The 15,904-nt window shown below is 73.2% G+C and carries 18 protein-coding genes, 1 tRNA gene and 1 pseudogene; 6 read left to right on the forward strand and 14 right to left on the reverse strand.

Translation table 11 applies throughout. The features are described from left to right. Positions 1–3 precede the first annotated feature (3 nt). The 4 genes from DPM19_RS28130 to DPM19_RS28145 all read right to left on the reverse strand — a co-directional run bounded on the left by DPM19_RS28130 (position 4) and on the right by DPM19_RS28145 (position 3,458). A complete protein-coding gene (locus DPM19_RS28130; protein ID WP_111871076.1) occupies positions 4–963 on the reverse strand; it encodes an alpha/beta hydrolase in 960 nt (319 codons plus the stop codon). A 58-nt stretch (positions 964–1,021) separates the two neighbouring features. Further along, positions 1,022–2,497 carry an outer membrane protein assembly factor BamB family protein gene (locus DPM19_RS28135; protein WP_111871077.1) on the reverse strand — a complete coding sequence of 492 codons (1,476 nt, stop codon included), beginning with the start codon at positions 2,495–2,497 and terminating at the stop codon, positions 1,022–1,024. 339 nt (positions 2,498–2,836) lie between these two features. Further along, entirely contained in the window at positions 2,837–3,055 is a 219-nt protein-coding gene (locus tag DPM19_RS28140; RefSeq protein WP_111871078.1) for a hypothetical protein, read from the reverse strand. 49 nt (positions 3,056–3,104) lie between these two features. Next, the gene (locus DPM19_RS28145) at positions 3,105–3,458 is read right to left on the reverse strand and encodes a VOC family protein (RefSeq protein WP_111871079.1); all 354 of its coding nucleotides are present in this window, start codon (positions 3,456–3,458) and stop codon (positions 3,105–3,107) included. A gap of 126 nt (positions 3,459–3,584) precedes the next feature. Here DPM19_RS28145 and DPM19_RS28150 point away from each other — a divergent pair, with 126 nt between their 5' ends. Both DPM19_RS28150 and DPM19_RS28155 read left to right on the forward strand, forming a co-directional pair. Then, entirely contained in the window at positions 3,585–4,628 is a 1,044-nt protein-coding gene (locus DPM19_RS28150; protein ID WP_111871080.1) for a Gfo/Idh/MocA family oxidoreductase, read from the forward strand. A gap of 65 nt (positions 4,629–4,693) precedes the next feature. After that, entirely contained in the window at positions 4,694–5,170 is a 477-nt protein-coding gene (locus DPM19_RS28155; RefSeq protein ID WP_146779017.1) for a DUF3592 domain-containing protein, read from the forward strand. On the opposite strand, the gene DPM19_RS28160 is transcribed toward DPM19_RS28155, so the two are convergent. From DPM19_RS28160 to DPM19_RS28170, 3 genes are all read right to left on the reverse strand, one after another. Next, positions 5,167–5,763 carry a DUF1444 family protein gene (locus DPM19_RS28160; protein ID WP_111871082.1) on the reverse strand — a complete coding sequence of 199 codons (597 nt, stop codon included), beginning with the start codon at positions 5,761–5,763 and terminating at the stop codon, positions 5,167–5,169. The genes DPM19_RS28155 and DPM19_RS28160 overlap by 4 nt on opposite strands. 52 nt (positions 5,764–5,815) lie before the next feature. Further along, on the reverse strand, positions 5,816–7,312 hold the full coding sequence (locus DPM19_RS28165; RefSeq protein WP_111871083.1) for a cobyric acid synthase: 1,497 nt from the start codon (positions 7,310–7,312) through the stop codon (positions 5,816–5,818). A gap of 186 nt (positions 7,313–7,498) precedes the next feature. Continuing rightward, complete coding sequence (locus DPM19_RS28170; protein ID WP_111871084.1) at positions 7,499–8,719, reverse strand: CobD/CbiB family cobalamin biosynthesis protein; 1,221 nt, start codon at positions 8,717–8,719, stop codon at positions 7,499–7,501. A gap of 45 nt (positions 8,720–8,764) precedes the next feature. Here DPM19_RS28170 and DPM19_RS28175 point away from each other — a divergent pair, with 45 nt between their 5' ends. Together DPM19_RS28175 and DPM19_RS28180 are read left to right on the forward strand one after the other, a co-directional pair. Beyond that, positions 8,765–10,114 (forward strand): FAD-binding oxidoreductase, encoded by a 1,350-nt coding sequence (locus DPM19_RS28175; protein WP_111871085.1) that lies wholly within the window; start codon positions 8,765–8,767, stop codon positions 10,112–10,114. A gap of 56 nt (positions 10,115–10,170) precedes the next feature. Beyond that, positions 10,171–10,244, forward strand: a tRNA-Arg gene (locus tag DPM19_RS28180). 66 nt (positions 10,245–10,310) lie between these two features. On the opposite strand, the gene DPM19_RS28185 is transcribed toward DPM19_RS28180, so the two are convergent. The 6 genes and pseudogenes from DPM19_RS28185 to DPM19_RS28210 form a co-directional block, all read right to left on the reverse strand. After that, positions 10,311–10,448 carry an integrase gene (locus DPM19_RS28185; RefSeq protein ID WP_233510840.1) on the reverse strand — a complete coding sequence of 46 codons (138 nt, stop codon included), beginning with the start codon at positions 10,446–10,448 and terminating at the stop codon, positions 10,311–10,313. 503 nt (positions 10,449–10,951) lie between these two features. Beyond that, positions 10,952–11,410 (reverse strand): annotated as a pseudogene (locus tag DPM19_RS36510) (nucleotidyl transferase AbiEii/AbiGii toxin family protein); the annotation flags it as partial. A 5-nt stretch (positions 11,411–11,415) separates the two neighbouring features. Then, positions 11,416–11,856: a hypothetical protein gene (locus DPM19_RS28195; protein WP_199485326.1), complete on the reverse strand. Its 441-nt coding sequence runs from the start codon at positions 11,854–11,856 to the stop codon at positions 11,416–11,418. 28 nt (positions 11,857–11,884) lie between these two features. Further along, complete coding sequence (locus DPM19_RS28200) at positions 11,885–12,226, reverse strand: cupin domain-containing protein (RefSeq protein WP_111871087.1); 342 nt, start codon at positions 12,224–12,226, stop codon at positions 11,885–11,887. A 28-nt stretch (positions 12,227–12,254) separates the two neighbouring features. Further along, entirely contained in the window at positions 12,255–12,527 is a 273-nt protein-coding gene (locus DPM19_RS28205) for a hypothetical protein (protein ID WP_111871088.1), read from the reverse strand. Positions 12,528–12,783: 256 nt separating this feature from the next. Then, positions 12,784–13,248 carry a MarR family winged helix-turn-helix transcriptional regulator gene (locus DPM19_RS28210; RefSeq protein ID WP_111871089.1) on the reverse strand — a complete coding sequence of 155 codons (465 nt, stop codon included), beginning with the start codon at positions 13,246–13,248 and terminating at the stop codon, positions 12,784–12,786. A gap of 81 nt (positions 13,249–13,329) precedes the next feature. Between DPM19_RS28210 and DPM19_RS28215 the strand changes: the two genes are divergently transcribed. Continuing rightward, positions 13,330–13,893 carry an NADPH-dependent FMN reductase gene (locus DPM19_RS28215; RefSeq protein ID WP_111871090.1) on the forward strand — a complete coding sequence of 188 codons (564 nt, stop codon included), beginning with the start codon at positions 13,330–13,332 and terminating at the stop codon, positions 13,891–13,893. A gap of 17 nt (positions 13,894–13,910) precedes the next feature. Then, complete coding sequence (locus DPM19_RS28220) at positions 13,911–14,720, forward strand: maleylpyruvate isomerase family mycothiol-dependent enzyme (protein ID WP_199485327.1); 810 nt, start codon at positions 13,911–13,913, stop codon at positions 14,718–14,720. Between the two features lie 307 nt (positions 14,721–15,027). Here DPM19_RS28220 and DPM19_RS28225 read toward each other — a convergent pair whose 3' ends face one another. Then, positions 15,028–15,777 carry a potassium channel family protein gene (locus tag DPM19_RS28225; protein ID WP_111871092.1) on the reverse strand — a complete coding sequence of 250 codons (750 nt, stop codon included), beginning with the start codon at positions 15,775–15,777 and terminating at the stop codon, positions 15,028–15,030. Positions 15,778–15,904 lie beyond the last annotated feature (127 nt).

A 15,904-nucleotide genomic window follows, 5' to 3' on the forward strand; every position in this document is an offset into this window, starting at 1 on the left:
CGATCAGGCGGTGGGGGGTGGGAGGTAGCCGCGCATCCAGCGGGCCAGTTCGGTGAACACCCGGTCCCTGGTGGGGCCGGGTGACAGGACCAGGTCGTGCATGCCGCCCTCGATCCGGACGAGGGTGACGTGCGAGCCGAGCCGGGGCGCCCAGCGGGCCATGTGCTCCACGTCGAGCACCGCGTCGGCGCTCGACAGGTCGACCACCCCGGGCCGGGGCCTGACGCTGCGCGTCGAGGCCATCACCAGGGTCGGCACGTCGATGCCGAGCCCGGCGTGCACCCGCCGCTGGCCGCGGCGGATGGCGGCCAGCCAGGCGGCGCGCACCGGAAAGCCCGTGAGCGGCTTCCAGGCCAGGTCGAACTCCCACTCGCCGTCGTGGTCGCGGTGCAGGCTGCGCGCGTAGAGCTCGGAGACCGCGGCGGGCAGCGTCGCCCGGGGGAACGGCCGGCGCAGCGTCCAGGCCAGCCCGGAGCCCACCCGGCGGGTCAGGGCCGGGACGTTGAGGTCGAGGAAGGGGCTGTTGAGGAAGAGCCCGTCCAGCCGGTCGCCGCTGCGGTCGGCCCACAGCGCCGCCACCAGCCCGCCGGTCGAGTGCCCGTTGACCAGCAGGACGTCATGGCCGTCCTCCTCGCGGACGATCCGGACGGCCTCGTCGATCTCCGGGAAGTAGTCGGTGAGGCTGTCGACGAAGTTGGGCGTCTGGTGCGGGCGCAGCGAGCGGCCGTACTTGCGCAGGTCGAGGGCGTAGAAGTCGTACCCCTGTGCCAGGTAGAAGTCGGCGAGGTGCCGCTGGAAGAAGTAGTCGACGAACCCGTGCACGTACAGCACGGCCCGGTCGTTCACCGCCTCTCCCCGCCGCCGGACCAGGGTGGCGACCACCTCGCCCTCGGCGTCCTCGCCCAGGGGCAGTTCGATCGCCTCGTACTCCGGGCCCAGTACGTCTTCCGTGGGGGCTGTCATGGGCGTCAGGGTATTGCCCCGGCCGGTGCCGCGCAGGGTCCGGCCGGGGCGGGACGGTTCAGTCGGCGGCGGTGCGGAAGACCGCGATCGGGTGCTCGTCGTCGCTGGTGGCCCGCTCCTTGACCAGGATGACGTGCGGGCCCTGCGCGTAGAGGCCGACCTCGTCGGCGAACACGTCGACGAGGATGGCGCCCAGGTGGGTCGGGCGGCCGTCGCGCAGTGCCAGGGAGTGCAGCTTCGGGGCGTTGAGGCCGCCGCCCTCCAGCGCCAGCAGGCGGTCGCCGGCCATGGTGATCGCCATCGTGTCCCTGACCTCGGTGCGCCAGCGCATCCGGCCGTCGGCCAGGCCGTAGGCGATGACCTCCTTCTCGGCTCCCCCGACTTCGGTGGTGACGGCGATGATCAGGTCGCCGTGGACGACGAGCCTGCGCAGCGGGGTGGCGTCGAAGCCGTACTCGTTGATGTCGAGCCGCTGGTCACCGCCGTCCACCGGGATCGTCGCGGTGACCCGCCCGCCGGCGCCGAAGGAGATCAGCGCGTTCGCCCCGCGCTGGCCGCCCCCGGTCACGTGCAGGACGGGCGGGGCCGCCGACAGCAGCTTGATGTTCGCGGAAGCACCGCGGAACGGCACCGGGACCTCCCAGCGGACGCGGCCGGTGGCCAGGTCCAGCGCCCGCGCCTTCGGCTGCCCGGGGAGGCAGTTCAGCTCGGTGAGCGCCTGGTCGCCGCCGGCGGCCGTCCCGCCGAAGCGGCACCCCTCGGGCGCCCGGCTCTCCCAGCGCTGGGCGCCCGTCCGCAGGTCGTAGCCGGTCAGCAGCTCGTAGGCCTGCACCACCGCGGTGCCGCCCGCCACGGCGAGCGTGCCGGGCTCCATGTTCTGCGAGAGCCCCGGCACCTCTCCCAGCCGCTTCTGCCAGAGCGGGCGGCCGGTCTCCAGGTCGACCGCGACGATGCCGGTGCAGGGCCGGTGCTCGACCGCGTGCGCGACCAGGCCCACCCCGCCGGCGGTGGTCTGGCTCATCCCGCACAGCACGTCGGTCTGCGGCACGTCGTAGGACCACCGCTGCCGGCCGGTGGCCACGTCGTACCCGACGAGCCCGTCGAACCGGCCCCGGATGATCGTCCCGCCGTGCAGCCAGGACCCCTCGCCCGCCACGGAGTTGGGCCGCTCGGGCGGGGCCGCCCACACCCGCTTGAGCGTCTCGCCGTGCGCCCACCCGTAGACGGCCCACCCGGGCACGACGCCCACCGCGAGGCTCAGCACGGCGGCCAGCGTGGCGAACGGGCCGCCGAGCCCGGACTTGGCGAGCCCGATGAACAGCAGGGGCGAGGCGATGCACAGCAGCGGGATGGAGAGGCCGAGCATCCAGCCGGTGCCGCGCGGGCAGGAGTTCGCCCCGCCGCCGCAGGACCCTTCGGCCTCCACCCCCACCGCCACGAAGCTCCTGATCAGGAGGGTGAGCGCGATGCCCGTCAGCACCGCCGCCACCACCCCCACCGCCAGGGAGACCGACCTGATCCGCCGCACGTCCATGACACGTTCCTCTCCGTCGCATCACTGGTGCGGGGGCGACCGGACCGCGCCGCCCGACCGCCTCCGCACCAGTCCGTGAGACTCACGGCCAGCCCGGAAGGTTGGCAGCGTTCTCCCCGTTCGCCCCGGTTCAGGTCCGGGGCTCATCAGGGACTATCGCTCCAGCGGATCTCTTTGATACCGGGCAGATCGCCGTCGTGGCGCAGCACGTGCCGGTCGCGCTCGGAGAGGAATCAGGCCGAGGCCGTGGACCTCGTCGTTCTCAGGAAAGGCCGCCCGTCACGGAGGTTCGGGCACGATGACTCCACCGCCCGGACCGCCGGGCGGGGGAGCATCGGGTCAGAGCTTGACGAGCTTGGGATAGGGGGCCAGGATCCGCTGCCGGTGCGAGCCGAAGTCGACGAGTACCGCGACCCCCTCCTCCACACCGATGACCGAACCGAGGCCGTACTTGTCGTGACTCACCCGATCCTGGAGGGCGAATTCCTCCAGGGGCGGTGGGTCGACGTCGGGAACGTTGAAGGGACTGGAAGGCAGGTGGCGCCGCGACGGTTTCATTGCCACCAGTATGCGCCCACCCGCCGCCTGACGGGTACGAACAGCGGGCTCAACGCGGGCGCAGCAGGCAGAACTCGTTCCCCTCCGGGTCGCGCAACACCTGCCAGCGGGGGCCCGCGTAGACGTCGTCGGCGCGGGTGGCGCCGAGCGCGAGGGCGTGTTCGGTGGCCTCGGCCAGGTCGGTGGTGCCCAGATCGAGATGGAGCCGGTTCTTGACGACCTTCTCGTCGGGCACGGCCAGGAAGTCGATCGTCAGCCCGTCCGGGGTGTGCAGCGACGCGTCCCCGTAGGAGTCGATCTCGATCGACCCACCCAGCAGCCGCTGCCACCACCCGGCCAGCGCGGGCGGGTCCGCGCAGTCGAACGCCAGCGCCCGCAACCCGGTGATCGGAGAGGAGTCCATGCGGCCCTGTATACCGCGCCCCACCGTCGTTCTCCCGGGTCCGGGCGGATCCGGTGGAGCCGGGACGATCATCTTGCGGGACGGCTAGCTGCGCTAACGCGATCAGGAATGGGGGATGATCGAGGTATGTCCTTGCGCGTCGCACTCATCGGATACGGGGTCGGGGGCGCGGTGTTCCACGCCCCGCTGATCGACGCCGATCCGGACCTGACCCTGGCCGCCGTGGTCACCAGCAGCCCCGAGCGGCAGGAGGCCGTCCGGGAGCGCTACCTCAACACCCGGGTGGTGGACCGGCCCGAGACTCTCTGGGAGAGCGCCGCGGCCTACGACCTGGTGGTGGTCAGCACACCGAACCGGCTGCACGTCCCGCTGGCCCGGGCGGCGCTGGAGCACGGGCTGCCCGCGGTGGTCGACAAGCCGGTGGCGACGACCGCCGCCGAGGCCCGCGGGCTGGCCGAACTGGCCGCCGCCAGGGCGCTGCCGGTCATCCCGTTCCACAACCGGCGCTGGGACGGCGACTTCCGGACCGTCCAGGCGCTGCTGGCCGAGGGGTCCCTCGGCACGCCGCTGCGGCTGGAGTCCCGGTTCGAGCGGTGGCGGCCGGAGGTCCGGGAGGGCTGGAAGGAGAGCTCCGACCCGGCGGACGCCGGCGGCATCCTCTACGACCTGGGCTCGCACCTGATCGACCAGGCGCTGGTGCTGTTCGGCCCGCCGACGGGGGTGTACGCCGAGATCGAGACGCGCCGGCCGGGCGCGCTGGCGCCCGACGACGTGTTCGTGGCCCTCGGCTACGAACACGGGGTGCGGGTGCACCTGTGGATGAGCGCGGTCGCCGCCCAGTTCGGGCCGCGGTTCCGGGTGCTCGGCGACCACTCCGCCTACATGGTGTACGGGATGGACCCGCAGGAGGACGCGCTGCGCGCCGGCGGCACCCCGCTCGACGAGGGCTGGGGCGAGGGCGGCCCGCAGTCGTACGGGCTGCTGGGCACCCCCGGCTCGACCCGGGCGGTGACCACCCTGCCCGGCGCCTACCAGGAGTTCTACGCCGCCGTGGCCCGCACGATCGGCCGGGGGGAGCCCCCGCCGGTCGCCCTGGAGGACGCGATCACCGGCCTCCAGGTCATCGAGACGGCCCTCCAGGCCGCGCGCCTCACCGCCCCGGCCGGCTGACCCCTCCCGGATTCCGGGGAACCGTCCCGGTCCCGGGCGCGTCCGATGGGCACCCTGCCGGTGCCGTGGGCGCAGCGGTGTGGGGCCTGGAGCGCACCATGCGGCTACTGGCCGGTGTCTTCTTCGTCGCCGTGGGCCTGGGCCAGGCCGCGGCGGTCGTCTACCTCGTCGTGTGGCACATCTACCGGCCGGTCTCCCTGCGGCTGCGCGGCCACACGGCGACCGCGCGCATCGTCCGGGTTGAGGGGTCCAACCCCGATCCGGACACCGGGCGGATCAAGACCTTCACCGCGTACGTCGACTACACCACGCGCACGGGGCAGCGGGTTTCGGCCGTCCCCATGAGCGAGCTGAGATCCGGGAACTACCGGCCCTCCGTGGGCGCGAAGGCGAAGGTCGTGTACCCGCCCGACGACCCCGGCAAGGCGATGCGGATGAGCTGGCCCGGCACCGCCCTGGTCTGCGTGTGCGTCCCGGTCGGCTGCGTCTCCGCCTTCGCGATGGGCGCGTGGGGCGTCCTGATCTGGACCGGCGGCATCTAGGCGGGCAGCACCTGCCAGGCGCCGGCACGGCGGACCAGGAGGTCGCGGGTGAGCAGGGGGTGCGGGGAGGAGCCGGTGAGCGACTCGGCGGAGGCGCCGGGGCGGGAGTCCGACCACACCCGGTCGACCGCCCAGCGCAGCTTCTCCAGGCCGTCCGGGTGGCCGGTGCCCGAGGCCACGAAGGCGTCCCGGGCCGGGACCGCCACCACCAGGTCGCCCTCGACGTCCTGGGACAGTTTCTCCAGGAACCCGTCGTCGAGCAGCAGCCCGGCCTCCAGGTCGCCGCCGCAGCCGATCGAGACCGCCCTGGCGTCCGGGTACCAGTTCAGCGTCAGCTCCGGGCGGCGGATCCGCAGGTTGGCCGCGGCGCGCTCGCGCAGCTCCGCGGCCGGCAGGCCCAGCTCGACGCAGTGCCGGGACGCGATGTACTCGAACCGCTCGGGGAGTTCCAGCGCGTACGAGACGTACAGCTCGCCGGCGAACGGCTCGCGGATCGGCTCCTCCTCCGTGGGCAGCGGGAACTCCAGCTGCAGTTCCACCGGCACGTGGGCCTTCATCAGCGGGACGATCAGGCTCTGCCGCGTTTCGGGCATGCATGTTCTCCTAGCGGGATCAGAGTGGATCACGATACCCGCACCGGCCGGTTCACCCTGGCGGGCCGCCCGGCGGGACGACGGGCATGCCGTCCGGGGCGCCGCGCTCGATCAGCCGCTCCACCGCCGCCGTGTCGAGGTGCCGCTCGACCAGGTCGCCGAGCGCGTCCAGCCGGGCCTCACGCAGGGCGGCGAACGAGACGTCCGGGGCCGGGGTGAAGTCGCGCCCCGCGGCCGCCGCCACCTCGCGCAGGAAGGCCCGCCGGAAGCCGTCGTTCTCCAGCGCGCCGTGCCAGGTGGTGCCCCAGACCGCGCCGGCGCGGCAGCCGTCCAGGAAGGGCTCGCCGCCCTCCACCGCGACCACCCCGTGATGGATCTCATAGGCCCGGACCGGCTCGCCGTACGCCCGGCCCTCCGGCCGGCCGAGCGTCTTCTCCGGGGCGAACTCCACCCGGACGGGCAGCAGGCCGAGCCCTTCGACCGGCCCGGCGCACGACTCGACGTCGTCCACGATCTCGCCGGCGAGCATCTGGAAGCCGCCGCAGATGCCGAGCACCGGGCGGCCGGCCCGCGCCCGGCGGACGATCTCGGCGGCCAGCCCCCGGGCGCGCAGCCAGCCCAGGTCGGCGACGGTGGCGCGGGAGCCCGGCAGGATGACCAGGTCGGCGTCGGCGAGTTCCCCCGGCGAGGTGGCGTACCGCAGCGCCACCCCCGGCTCGGCGGCCAGCGCGTCCAGGTCGGTGAAGTTGGAGATGCGGGGTGGGCGCACCACGGCCACCCGCAGGGTCTGCGCGCCGTGCGGGGGCAGGGTCGGCGGGCGGGGGCCGTCCAGCGCCAGGGAGTCCTCGACGTCCAGCCAGAGGCCGTCCAGCCAGGGCAGCACCCCGTGCACGGGACGGCCGGTCAGCGCGGTGATCTGGTCGAGCCCCGGCGCCAGCAACTCGGGCGCGCCACGGAACTTGTTGATTACGAAGCCCGCGACCAGCGCCTGGTCGGCGGGTTCCAGCAGCGCGATCGTCCCGTACAGGGCGGCGAACACCCCGCCCCGGTCGATGTCGCCGACCACCAGCACGGGCAGGCCGGCGGCCCGGGCCAACCCCATGTTGGCGATGTCGCCGGCGCGCAGGTTGATCTCGGCCGGGCTGCCCGCGCCCTCACAGATCACCACGTCGTACTCGGCGCGCAACCGGGCCAGGGAGGCCAGCGCGACCTCGCGCAGCCGGTCCTTGTGCGCGCGGTACCCGACGGCGTCGACGTCGGCGACCGGGCGGCCCAGCACCACCACCTGGCTGCGCCGGTCGCTGCCCGGCTTGAGCAGGACCGGGTTCATGTGCGCGGTCGGCTCGATCCCGGCGGCCTGGGCCTGCATCACCTGGGCGCGGCCGATCTCCGCGCCGTCCGCGGTGACCATGGAGTTGAGGGACATGTTCTGCGCCTTGAACGGCGCCACCCGCACACCCCGGCGGGCCAGCCACCGGCACAGCCCCGCGGTCAGGACGCTCTTACCCGCGTCCGACGTCGTCCCCGCGACCAGCAGCGCACCCCTCACCGCGGCCCACCCCGCCGGCCCGACCCCGCGATCAGGGCGCCCTTACCAGCGTCCGACGTCGCCCTCGCGACCAGCAGCACACCCCTCACCGCAGCCCACTACTCCGAGCCGGCCACCGGCCCGACCCCACCATCGAAACGCTCTTGCCCGCATCTGGTGTCGTCCCCACGACCAGCGGCGCGCCCCTCATCGCCGCGCGTCCCGCCGCCGGGTGGCGGCGACCGCGCCCGCCAGCAGCGCGGCGCCCACGACGACGGCGCGGGACAGCCGCACCGCGCGGTGGATGTCGGCGGGCTCGGGCGGGCGGCCGTCGCCGAGCGTGGGGCGGTGTTCGACCCGGCCGGCGTAGACGTTGGCGCCGCCCAGCCGCACGCCCAGCGCGCCCGCGAACGCGGCCTCGCACCGGCCGGCGTTGGGGCTGGGGTGCGCAGCGCCGTCCCGGCGCAGGGTGGTGTAGGCCCGGCGCGCCCGGTCGGCCGCGCCCAGCACCTGGCCGCGGAACGCGCGCCGGTGCCGCCCCTCGTACCAGCCGGGCGGCTCCTGGAGACGCGCCACCGGCCGGTCTTCCGCGGTGACGTACTCGCGCACGGCGGCGGGCCGCCGCGCGTCCTCCCCCGCCCGTAGGACCCCGCGCCTGGCCTCCGGGGTGGGGGCCGGCCACCGCCGCGTCTCCTCCCCGGCCCGGACGGCCGGGACGCCCCGCCGCGTCCCCGAGGTGTACGGGCGGGCGCCGACGGGAGCGACCGCCACCGTGAGCAGGCCCGTCACCCGGGCCGGAACCCAGTTGGCGGCGTCGTCGAGGCGGGCCGCGGCCCAGCCGAACCGGGCGTACCGCGGGCTGCGGTAGCCGACCATCGCGTCCATGGTGTTGACCGCCCGGTAGGCGAGCAGGCCGGGCACGCCCGCCACCGCCCCCCACAGCAGCGGGGCGACCGCGGCGTCGGAGGTGTTCTCGGCGACGGACTCGACGGTGGCGCGGGCCAGTGCGGCGGCGTCCAGCCCCGCCGGGTCGCGGGCACACAGGTGCGACAGCCGGGCCCGGGCCGCGTCCAGGTCGCCGTCCTCCAGGGCCCGGGCCATCCGGGTGCCCTCCCGGCCCAGCGACGTGCCGCCCAGCACGGCCCAGGTCGCCGCGGCGGTCAGCGCGGCACGGGCCAGGGGACGTCCCCGGACGGCGCGCTCACCGGCCAGCCCGAGCCCCGCCGCCGCGCCCGCACAGGCCGCGGCGAAGGCGGCGCCGCGCGCCCTGGAGTCCGCGTGCAGCCGCCGCTCCAGCGCCCCCGCGGCCTGGCCGAACAGCGCCACCGGGTGCCTGCGGCGGGGGTCGGCGAACACGGCGTCCAGCGCCACGCCCGCGAGCAGCCCCGCCGCCCGCGCCGCGGCCTCCGCCTTCCGATCTCTAGACACGGGGATAGACGATAGAGCGTGTCCGGTGTGGGGGACGATGGGGCGATGCAGAACGATCCGCTCGCCGCCCGGCTGGCCGAGGTCGTCGGGGCCGCGCACGTACTCACCGACCCCGCGCTGACCGCGTCCTACACCACCGACTTCACCCGGCGGTTCGGCGGGCCCGCCCGGCTGGTGGTGCGGCCGGGCGACACCGGGCAGGTCGCCTCGGTGGTGCGGATCTGCGCCGCGGAGGGCGTTCCCGTCGTCCCGCAGGGCGGCAACACCGGGCTGGCCGGCGGCGGGGTGCCGCGCTCGGGCGAGGTGCTGCTCAGCCTGCGCCGGCTGGACGGGCTGGGCCCGGTGGACGGCACGGCCCGGCAGCTCACCGCCGGGGCCGGGGCGACCCTCACCGCCGTGCAGCGGCACGCCCGGACGGCCGGGCTGGACTTCGGCGTGGACCTGGCCGCCCGCGACTCGGCCACCGTCGGCGGGATGGCCGCCACCAACGCGGGCGGGGAACGGGTGCTGCGGTACGGGACGATGCGCGCCAACGTGGCGGGCCTGTCCGCGGTGCTCGCCGACGGCTCGGCGATCGACCGGCTGTCCGGGCTGCCCAAGGACAACGCCGGCTACGACCTGACCGGCCTGCTGGTCGGCAGCGAGGGCACCCTCGGGATCGTCACGGCGCTACGGCTGCGCCTCGTCCCCCGGCCGCCGGAGCGGACCACGGCGCTGCTGGCCTTCGGCTCCCTCGCCGACGCGGTGGCGTCCCTGGACGCGCTGCGTTCGCTCGACTCGCTGGAACTGGCGGAGTTCTTCCTGCCCACCGGGCTGGCCCTGGTCCGGGAGCACACCGGCCTGCCCGCGCCCTTCACCGAACCGCACGGCGCGTACGTGCTGGTGGAATACGCGGCCCCCGCGCCCCCCGTACTCGACCTGCTGGCGGACCTGGAGCGGCTCCGGGACGCGGTGGTCGCGGCCGACTCCGCCGACCGGCACCGGCTGGCGACCTACCGCGAGGCCCACACCGAGGCGATCTCCGCCGCCGGCGTCCCCGTCAAGCTCGACGTGACCGTGCCCCTGCCCGACCTGGCCGGTTTCGTGACCGAAATGGAATCCCTGCCGGCCACCCCGTACCTCTTCGGCCACCTCGCCGAGGGCAACGCCCACGTCAACCTGCTCGGCGCCGCCGACCCCGAGGCCGTCACCGAAACGGTGCTGCGCCGGGTCGGCCGGGCCGGCGGCAGCATCAGCGCCGAACACGGCATCGGCACCGCCAAGGTGCCCTGGCTCGACCTCACCCGCTCCCCCACCGAGATCGCCGCCATGCGGGCCGTGAAGCGGGCCCTGGACCCGTATGGCCTGCTCAACCCCGGGGTTCTCTTCCCTGCCCGGCCGTCCGGTCAAGGGTGAGCCGGGAACTTGCTCGCCTGTCTGGACGGCGGACGCTACCCTTTCGTCCGGTACCGGCCCCGGTAGCTCAGCCGGATAGAGCACCAGACTTCTAATCTGATGGTCGCAGGTTCGAGTCCTGCCCGGGGCGCCCACGTCAAAGGCCCCTTCCGATCATGGAAGAGGCGCTTTTGCCAACGGTCTTGCTAACAGGCCGCTATCCGGCCTGCTCGACGGCATCGGCGAACACGTCGGCGGCCGAGGCCATCTGCTCGTTGATCACATGTGCGTAGACCCGGAGCGTGATCGCCGGGTCAGCGTGGCCGAGCCGGGCCGCCACCACGTGGACCGGCACGCCAGCGAGCAGGAGCGTCGTGGCGTGGACGTGGCGAAGGCCGTGCAGCCCCGGCAGGGGGCAGCGGGTTCGCGGGCTTCTCGCCCCGCTTGGGCGCGCTGTGGGACCTGATCAACCTTGAGCAATCCCCGTTGTTGATCTTCGTTGGCGGTGTTCATGCAGGTCAGCGATGCCGCAGGTAAGCAGCATTCGTGGGTTGTAATTTCCCAAGCTGATAGCGCGGGTTCGATTCCCGTCACCCGCTCCACACCGAAGGCCCAGGCCAGGGACATGATCCCCGGCCCGGGTCTTGATCGTTTCTGGGGTGCTCGTGCCGTTGGGCCATTAGTGGGCGATCTCGGCTGCCCAGGCTTTGAAACGCTGGCGGAGTTCGTGAGTGCGGGCCGAAGAGAGGCCGTGGACCGTGAACGCCTGGTCGGGAAGCCGGTCGAGGGCGTTGAGGGCGAGCAGGAACATGTCCGGCCGAAACCCGGGTCCGCGGTGGTGGCGAGGCGCAGTAGATCCTGGGTGGCGTAGCGGCCGCTGCGGAGGATCGCCTCGACGTCGACGAAGTCACGTACCTCTGCCCGGCCGTACAGGGCGGCGACCTTGTTGCCCACCGCGTCGTCAGGATGGAGAACGGGGCCGACCGCCAGCGTGACGGGAGCATGTGCACGCCAGTCGATGCCCAGTTCCACCTTCACCGACCGGCCATCCGACGAGGTGAGCAGCAACCGGACGAAACCATCTCCTGCCAGGGCCGTCTCAACGCCGAACCCCTCCCTGCGGTAGGCGTCGATCGCAGCGGTGACCGCCTCTTGGAACTGGGCTCTGGCTTCGTTCACGGTGAAGAGGTCAACGTCCTCGGACACCCGGTCGAGGAAGCCGTGCGCCTGGACGGCGTACCCGCCGGCGAGCGCGAACCCGTACTCACCGGTCGCGGCGAGACCGATGCGCGTCACCCGTTCATGGAGAGGGTCCATCCCGGCTACGCGGCCGCGGCGAGGAGCGGGAAACGACTCTCCCAGAGCCGGCGCACCTGCACCGGCAGATAGAGCCGACCCCAGCAGGCGGCGAGGACCTGGGCGTTGAGGTAGGCGGCGAGATCCTCCTGCGAGGACGCCTCACGGATCACCCGCTCATACATCAAACCCAGCTGAGCCGGATCGTCCAGGTCATAGACATGCTGCTCCGACCAGTCGAGACGACGAGGCAGCTCGACAACACCGGAGACCGGCCCCTCCAACAGGGCCAGATCCTCCGGCAACGCATAAGCCCGACTGTCCGCGTACCGCATACAACCCAGTGTGCCCCACCCCTCCCCAGCCCCGCGCAGCTTGCCAATGCGCCGGTCCGGCTCTTTCCCGAAGGCATGTCTCATGCGGCCGGTAATCAGCAGCGCCTCTACCGCCTTGCGGTTCATCACCATGCCGGGGATCAAGTGACCGCCGCCCCCATCAGTGAGCGGGCACCGACACGCAGACCATCGTGGTGTCCTCGAGTGCCTCGACGACCCCGGGCGCCTGCTCTGGAACGTGCACGAAGTCGCCTGCGCGCACTGTCACGGCGTCGCTCTCGGTGCCCACTCGTAGCGCTCCGCTGAGCACCACCCAGACCTCCGCGTAGGAGGCCGGCAGGTCAGCGCGCGCCCCTGCGTAGAGGAAGGATGTGTAGGCGCTCATCGACCCGCCGGCCTCTTTGTCGAGGGCGGACGCGATGAGGATCCGGTCGCCGAAGCGGACGGCGTCGTCGCCGATCGCCGAGCTGAACCTGCGAGCCCGCAAGGGCGTAACAGCCATTCTGAAACCTTCTCTCCCTACATAGTGGTCAGGCGTCGAGCTCGGTCGCGGCGACGGCGTGCACGGGAGGCGCCTGGATCCCGAGCTCGCGTGCGATGGCCGGGATCTCAGGGTCCGCGAGGAACTCGTCGTAGTCCTTCGCGTCCCAGTCGAAGACGGACCACACCCGGTGCGCGTCGTCGGGATCGAAATAGACCCGGGCGCCCCGGCAGCCGTGCTCCCGCCGCTTCTCCGCTCCGACGGTCTCGAAGACCTCCAGGAACCGGTGAGGGTCGGCGACCCTGGCGATGGTGACGATCACTACCTGCTCCTCAGCACGGGGGACGACTTCCTGCCAGTCGATCAGTACCGTAAAACCTCGACTCTGGTTGAGGTCAACTGCCGACGGCAGTCCGAAAAGGGATGCTTAGGTTCTCGCGGACAGTCGCCGAGGCCGAATCCTGGATCCGCCGACCAAGCCGGGGTCGCCACGGAAAGAGAGCAGCGCCACAGGTCGTCCAAGCACTGCGCTCGGAAAGGCCCCGGCAGCCGAGGGAGCCGCGAAGGCCGGGAGTGCGTCAGCCGGGGGTGCCGATGTGTTCCAGGGCGTGGGCGAGGCGGGTGAGGTCGAGGCCGTCGAGGTGGGCGAAGACGTTGCGGCGGACGCTGGCCAGGTGGGAGGGCCACGCCTGCTCCAGGCGGGCGAGGCCGGTGTCGGTGAGGACGGCGTTCAGGCCGCGGGCGTCCTCGTCGCACTTGACCCGCTGGACCAGGTCCTGCGCTTCCAGGCGGGTGACGATGCGGGTCATCCCGCTCAGCGAGAGGGCGCAGGCGGCGGCGAGCTCGCTCATCCGCAGCCGCCGGTTCGGGGCTTCGGACAGGTACATCAGGACCAGGTACTCGGTGAGCGGCAGTCCCTGCTCGCGCACCAGCTCGGCGTCCATGACGCGGGGCAGGACGTTCATCATCCGGCCCAGCGCGCGGAGCACCGCGTCTTCCTCGGCGTTCAGGGGGCGCACGGGTGGCTCTGTGGCGGCTGGCATGCCGACATTCTATTTGCTTGACGAAGAAAGCATGAGTATGTTGCTTGACGAAGCAATCAACTCACAGAGAGAAGTCACCATATGACCAGGATCGGGATCATCCTCGGCAGCACCCGCCCCGGCCGCAACGGCGAGGGCGTCGCCCGCTGGGTGCACGAGATCGCGTCGCGGCGCACCGACGCCGAGTTCGAGCTCGTCGACCTGCTCGACTACAAGCTCCCGCACCTGGACGAGGCATACCCGCCGTCGATGGGCCAGTACAGCCAGCCGCACACGCTGAACTGGGCGAGCAAGATCGCCTCGTTCGACGGCTTCGTGATGGTGACGCCCGAGTACAACCACTCCACGTCCGGCGCGCTGAAGAACGCCATCGACTTCCTCTTCGCCGAGTGGAACAACAAGGCCGTCGGCTTTGTCAGCTACGGGACGGTCGGCGGCGCCCGCGCCGTGGAGCACCTGCGCCTGATCGCCGGTGAGCTCATGATGGCGGACGTGCGGAACCAGGTGGCGCTGTCCCTCCACACCGACTTCGAGAACTTCAGCGTGTTCAAGCCCGGCGTCCACCAGCTCGACGCGCTCACCGCCACGCTGGACCAGGTCGTGGCGTGGAGCACCGCGCTCGCCCCGCTGCGCACCGCCGCCTGATCCGTACAATCCCCCTGATGGCGGGAGATGACGGGGGTGCGGGCATGGACTGGCGGACCGACTTCGACGAGGTCACCGCGGCGACCGGACGGCTCGTCACGACACTGCGGGGGCTGGCGGACGCCGACATGCGGGCACCGTCCGCGCTGCCGGGGTGGAGCCGGGGGCACCTGGCCACGCACATCGCCCGCAACGCGGACTCGCTGTGGAACCTGCTGGAGTGGGCCCGCACGGGGACGGAGATCGCCCAGTACCCGAGCCCGGCCGCCCGGAACGCCGACATCGAGTCCGGCGCCGGGCGGCCGGCCGCGGCCCTGGCCGACGACGTCGAGGAGTCGGCGGCACGGCTGGCCGGGCAGGTGCGCGCGCTCCCCGAGGACGCCTGGCACGCCCCCGTCCAGGCGCTGGCGGGCTGGTCGCACCCCGCCTGGTTCACCGTGTACCGCCGGTGGCAGGAGGTCGAGGCCCACCACGTGGACCTGGCGGCGGGCCACCGGGTGGCCGACTGGTCCGGGCCGTACGTGCGGTGGGCGCTGGACGACACGCTCGCCGGCCTGACCGTCCTGCCCGGCGACAAGCTGGGCGAACTGGCGGGAGCGCGCGTCGCCGCCACCGACCTGGACCTCGCCGCCACGTTCGACCACGCCCCGGGCGGCCCCGAGGTCACCGGGCCCGCGCATCTGCTGCTCGGCTGGCTCAGCGGCCGCGCCGACGGCACCGACCTGGCCGTCCACCCGGACGGCTTGGCCGTACGCCCGGACGGGCCGCTCCCCGCGCCGCCGCCCTGGCCGCATCCGCCAGCCCCAGGCCGCCTCACCCTGGGGTGACCCACCGGTCACGGCAGCACGCGATCGAACGCGGCCGCCGGGTGACCGCTCCGGGCCGGGACGGTCACCGAGAGGTGAGGTTCGGTCGCGGCCATCGAGGCGCGGCCGGAAACACTCGGCCGCGGGCCTCGATGCACAGCCGGGGACACTCGAGCGCGGCCCTCGGGGCGTAGCCGGGAACGCCCGGCCGCGGCCCGCGCCCTGACCACGCCGGGCCGCTCCCCCACGGGAGCCCCGTCCCCGGTGGACGACGTCGCGGGCCTTCAGCCGACGGACGGAACCGGCTGGTCAGACGCATTGGCCGGGATCAGTCGCCGGGTGAAGGCCTCCGTTCGAGGGCGTCCAGGCGGGCGTTCAGGAACCTGATCTCGGTGAGGATCTCGGCGAGGGCCGCCTGGGTGCGCTCCTCGGCCTGCTCGACGCCGCGCAGCCGCTCGACGAACCAGGAGGCCAGCGAGCCGGTGACGACACCGAGCAGGGCGATCCCGGCGACCATCAGCAGTGCGGCGGCCAGCCGGCCCTCCCCGGTGGTCGGCGCGTGGTCGCCGTAGCCGACGGTGGTGATGGTGGTCAGCGCCCACCACAGGGCGTCGCCCATGTTCTGGATGTTGGCCTCGGGGTTGCGGCGCTCGGCGTCCAGCACGGCGAGGCTGGCGATCAGGACGACGAAGGCCACCGCCCCGACCGTGTAGGTGACCACCCGGCCGCGGAAGGTGAACTGGGCCCGGCGGTGCAGCACCTGGAGCACGAACACCAGCCGTAGCAGCCGCAGCGGCCGCAGGAACGGCAGGACGAGCAGCGCCAGGTCGAGCAGGTGGGTCCGGACGAACCGCCACCGCTCACCGGCCAGGGCCAGCCGCACCAGGTAGTCGGCCCCGAACACGGCCCACACCCCGACGATCACCAGCTCGGCCGTGCGGTCGGTGGCCGGGGAAAGGTCCGGCCACACGATCGGCACCGCGTAGGCGGCGAGGAAAACCGTCGCGGCGACCAGCAGCGGTATCTCCGCCCGCCGCTCCCAGGCAAGCCGACGATCTTCCCTACCCGGTCCGGACATAACAGACCTCTCCCCCAGGCAAATCACTCGAAGGGGACGGTATCGAACCGCTCCGGCGGCACTTCCCCGTCCAGTCGCCCGGCCGGGAGCCGGAGGAGCCGGGAAGCATGGCCTGCCGCCGGGGCGA

Source organism: Actinomadura craniellae (genome assembly GCF_003289645.1).
In the GTDB taxonomy this organism is placed as follows: Bacteria; Actinomycetota; Actinomycetes; order Streptosporangiales; family Streptosporangiaceae; genus Actinomadura_D; species Actinomadura_D craniellae.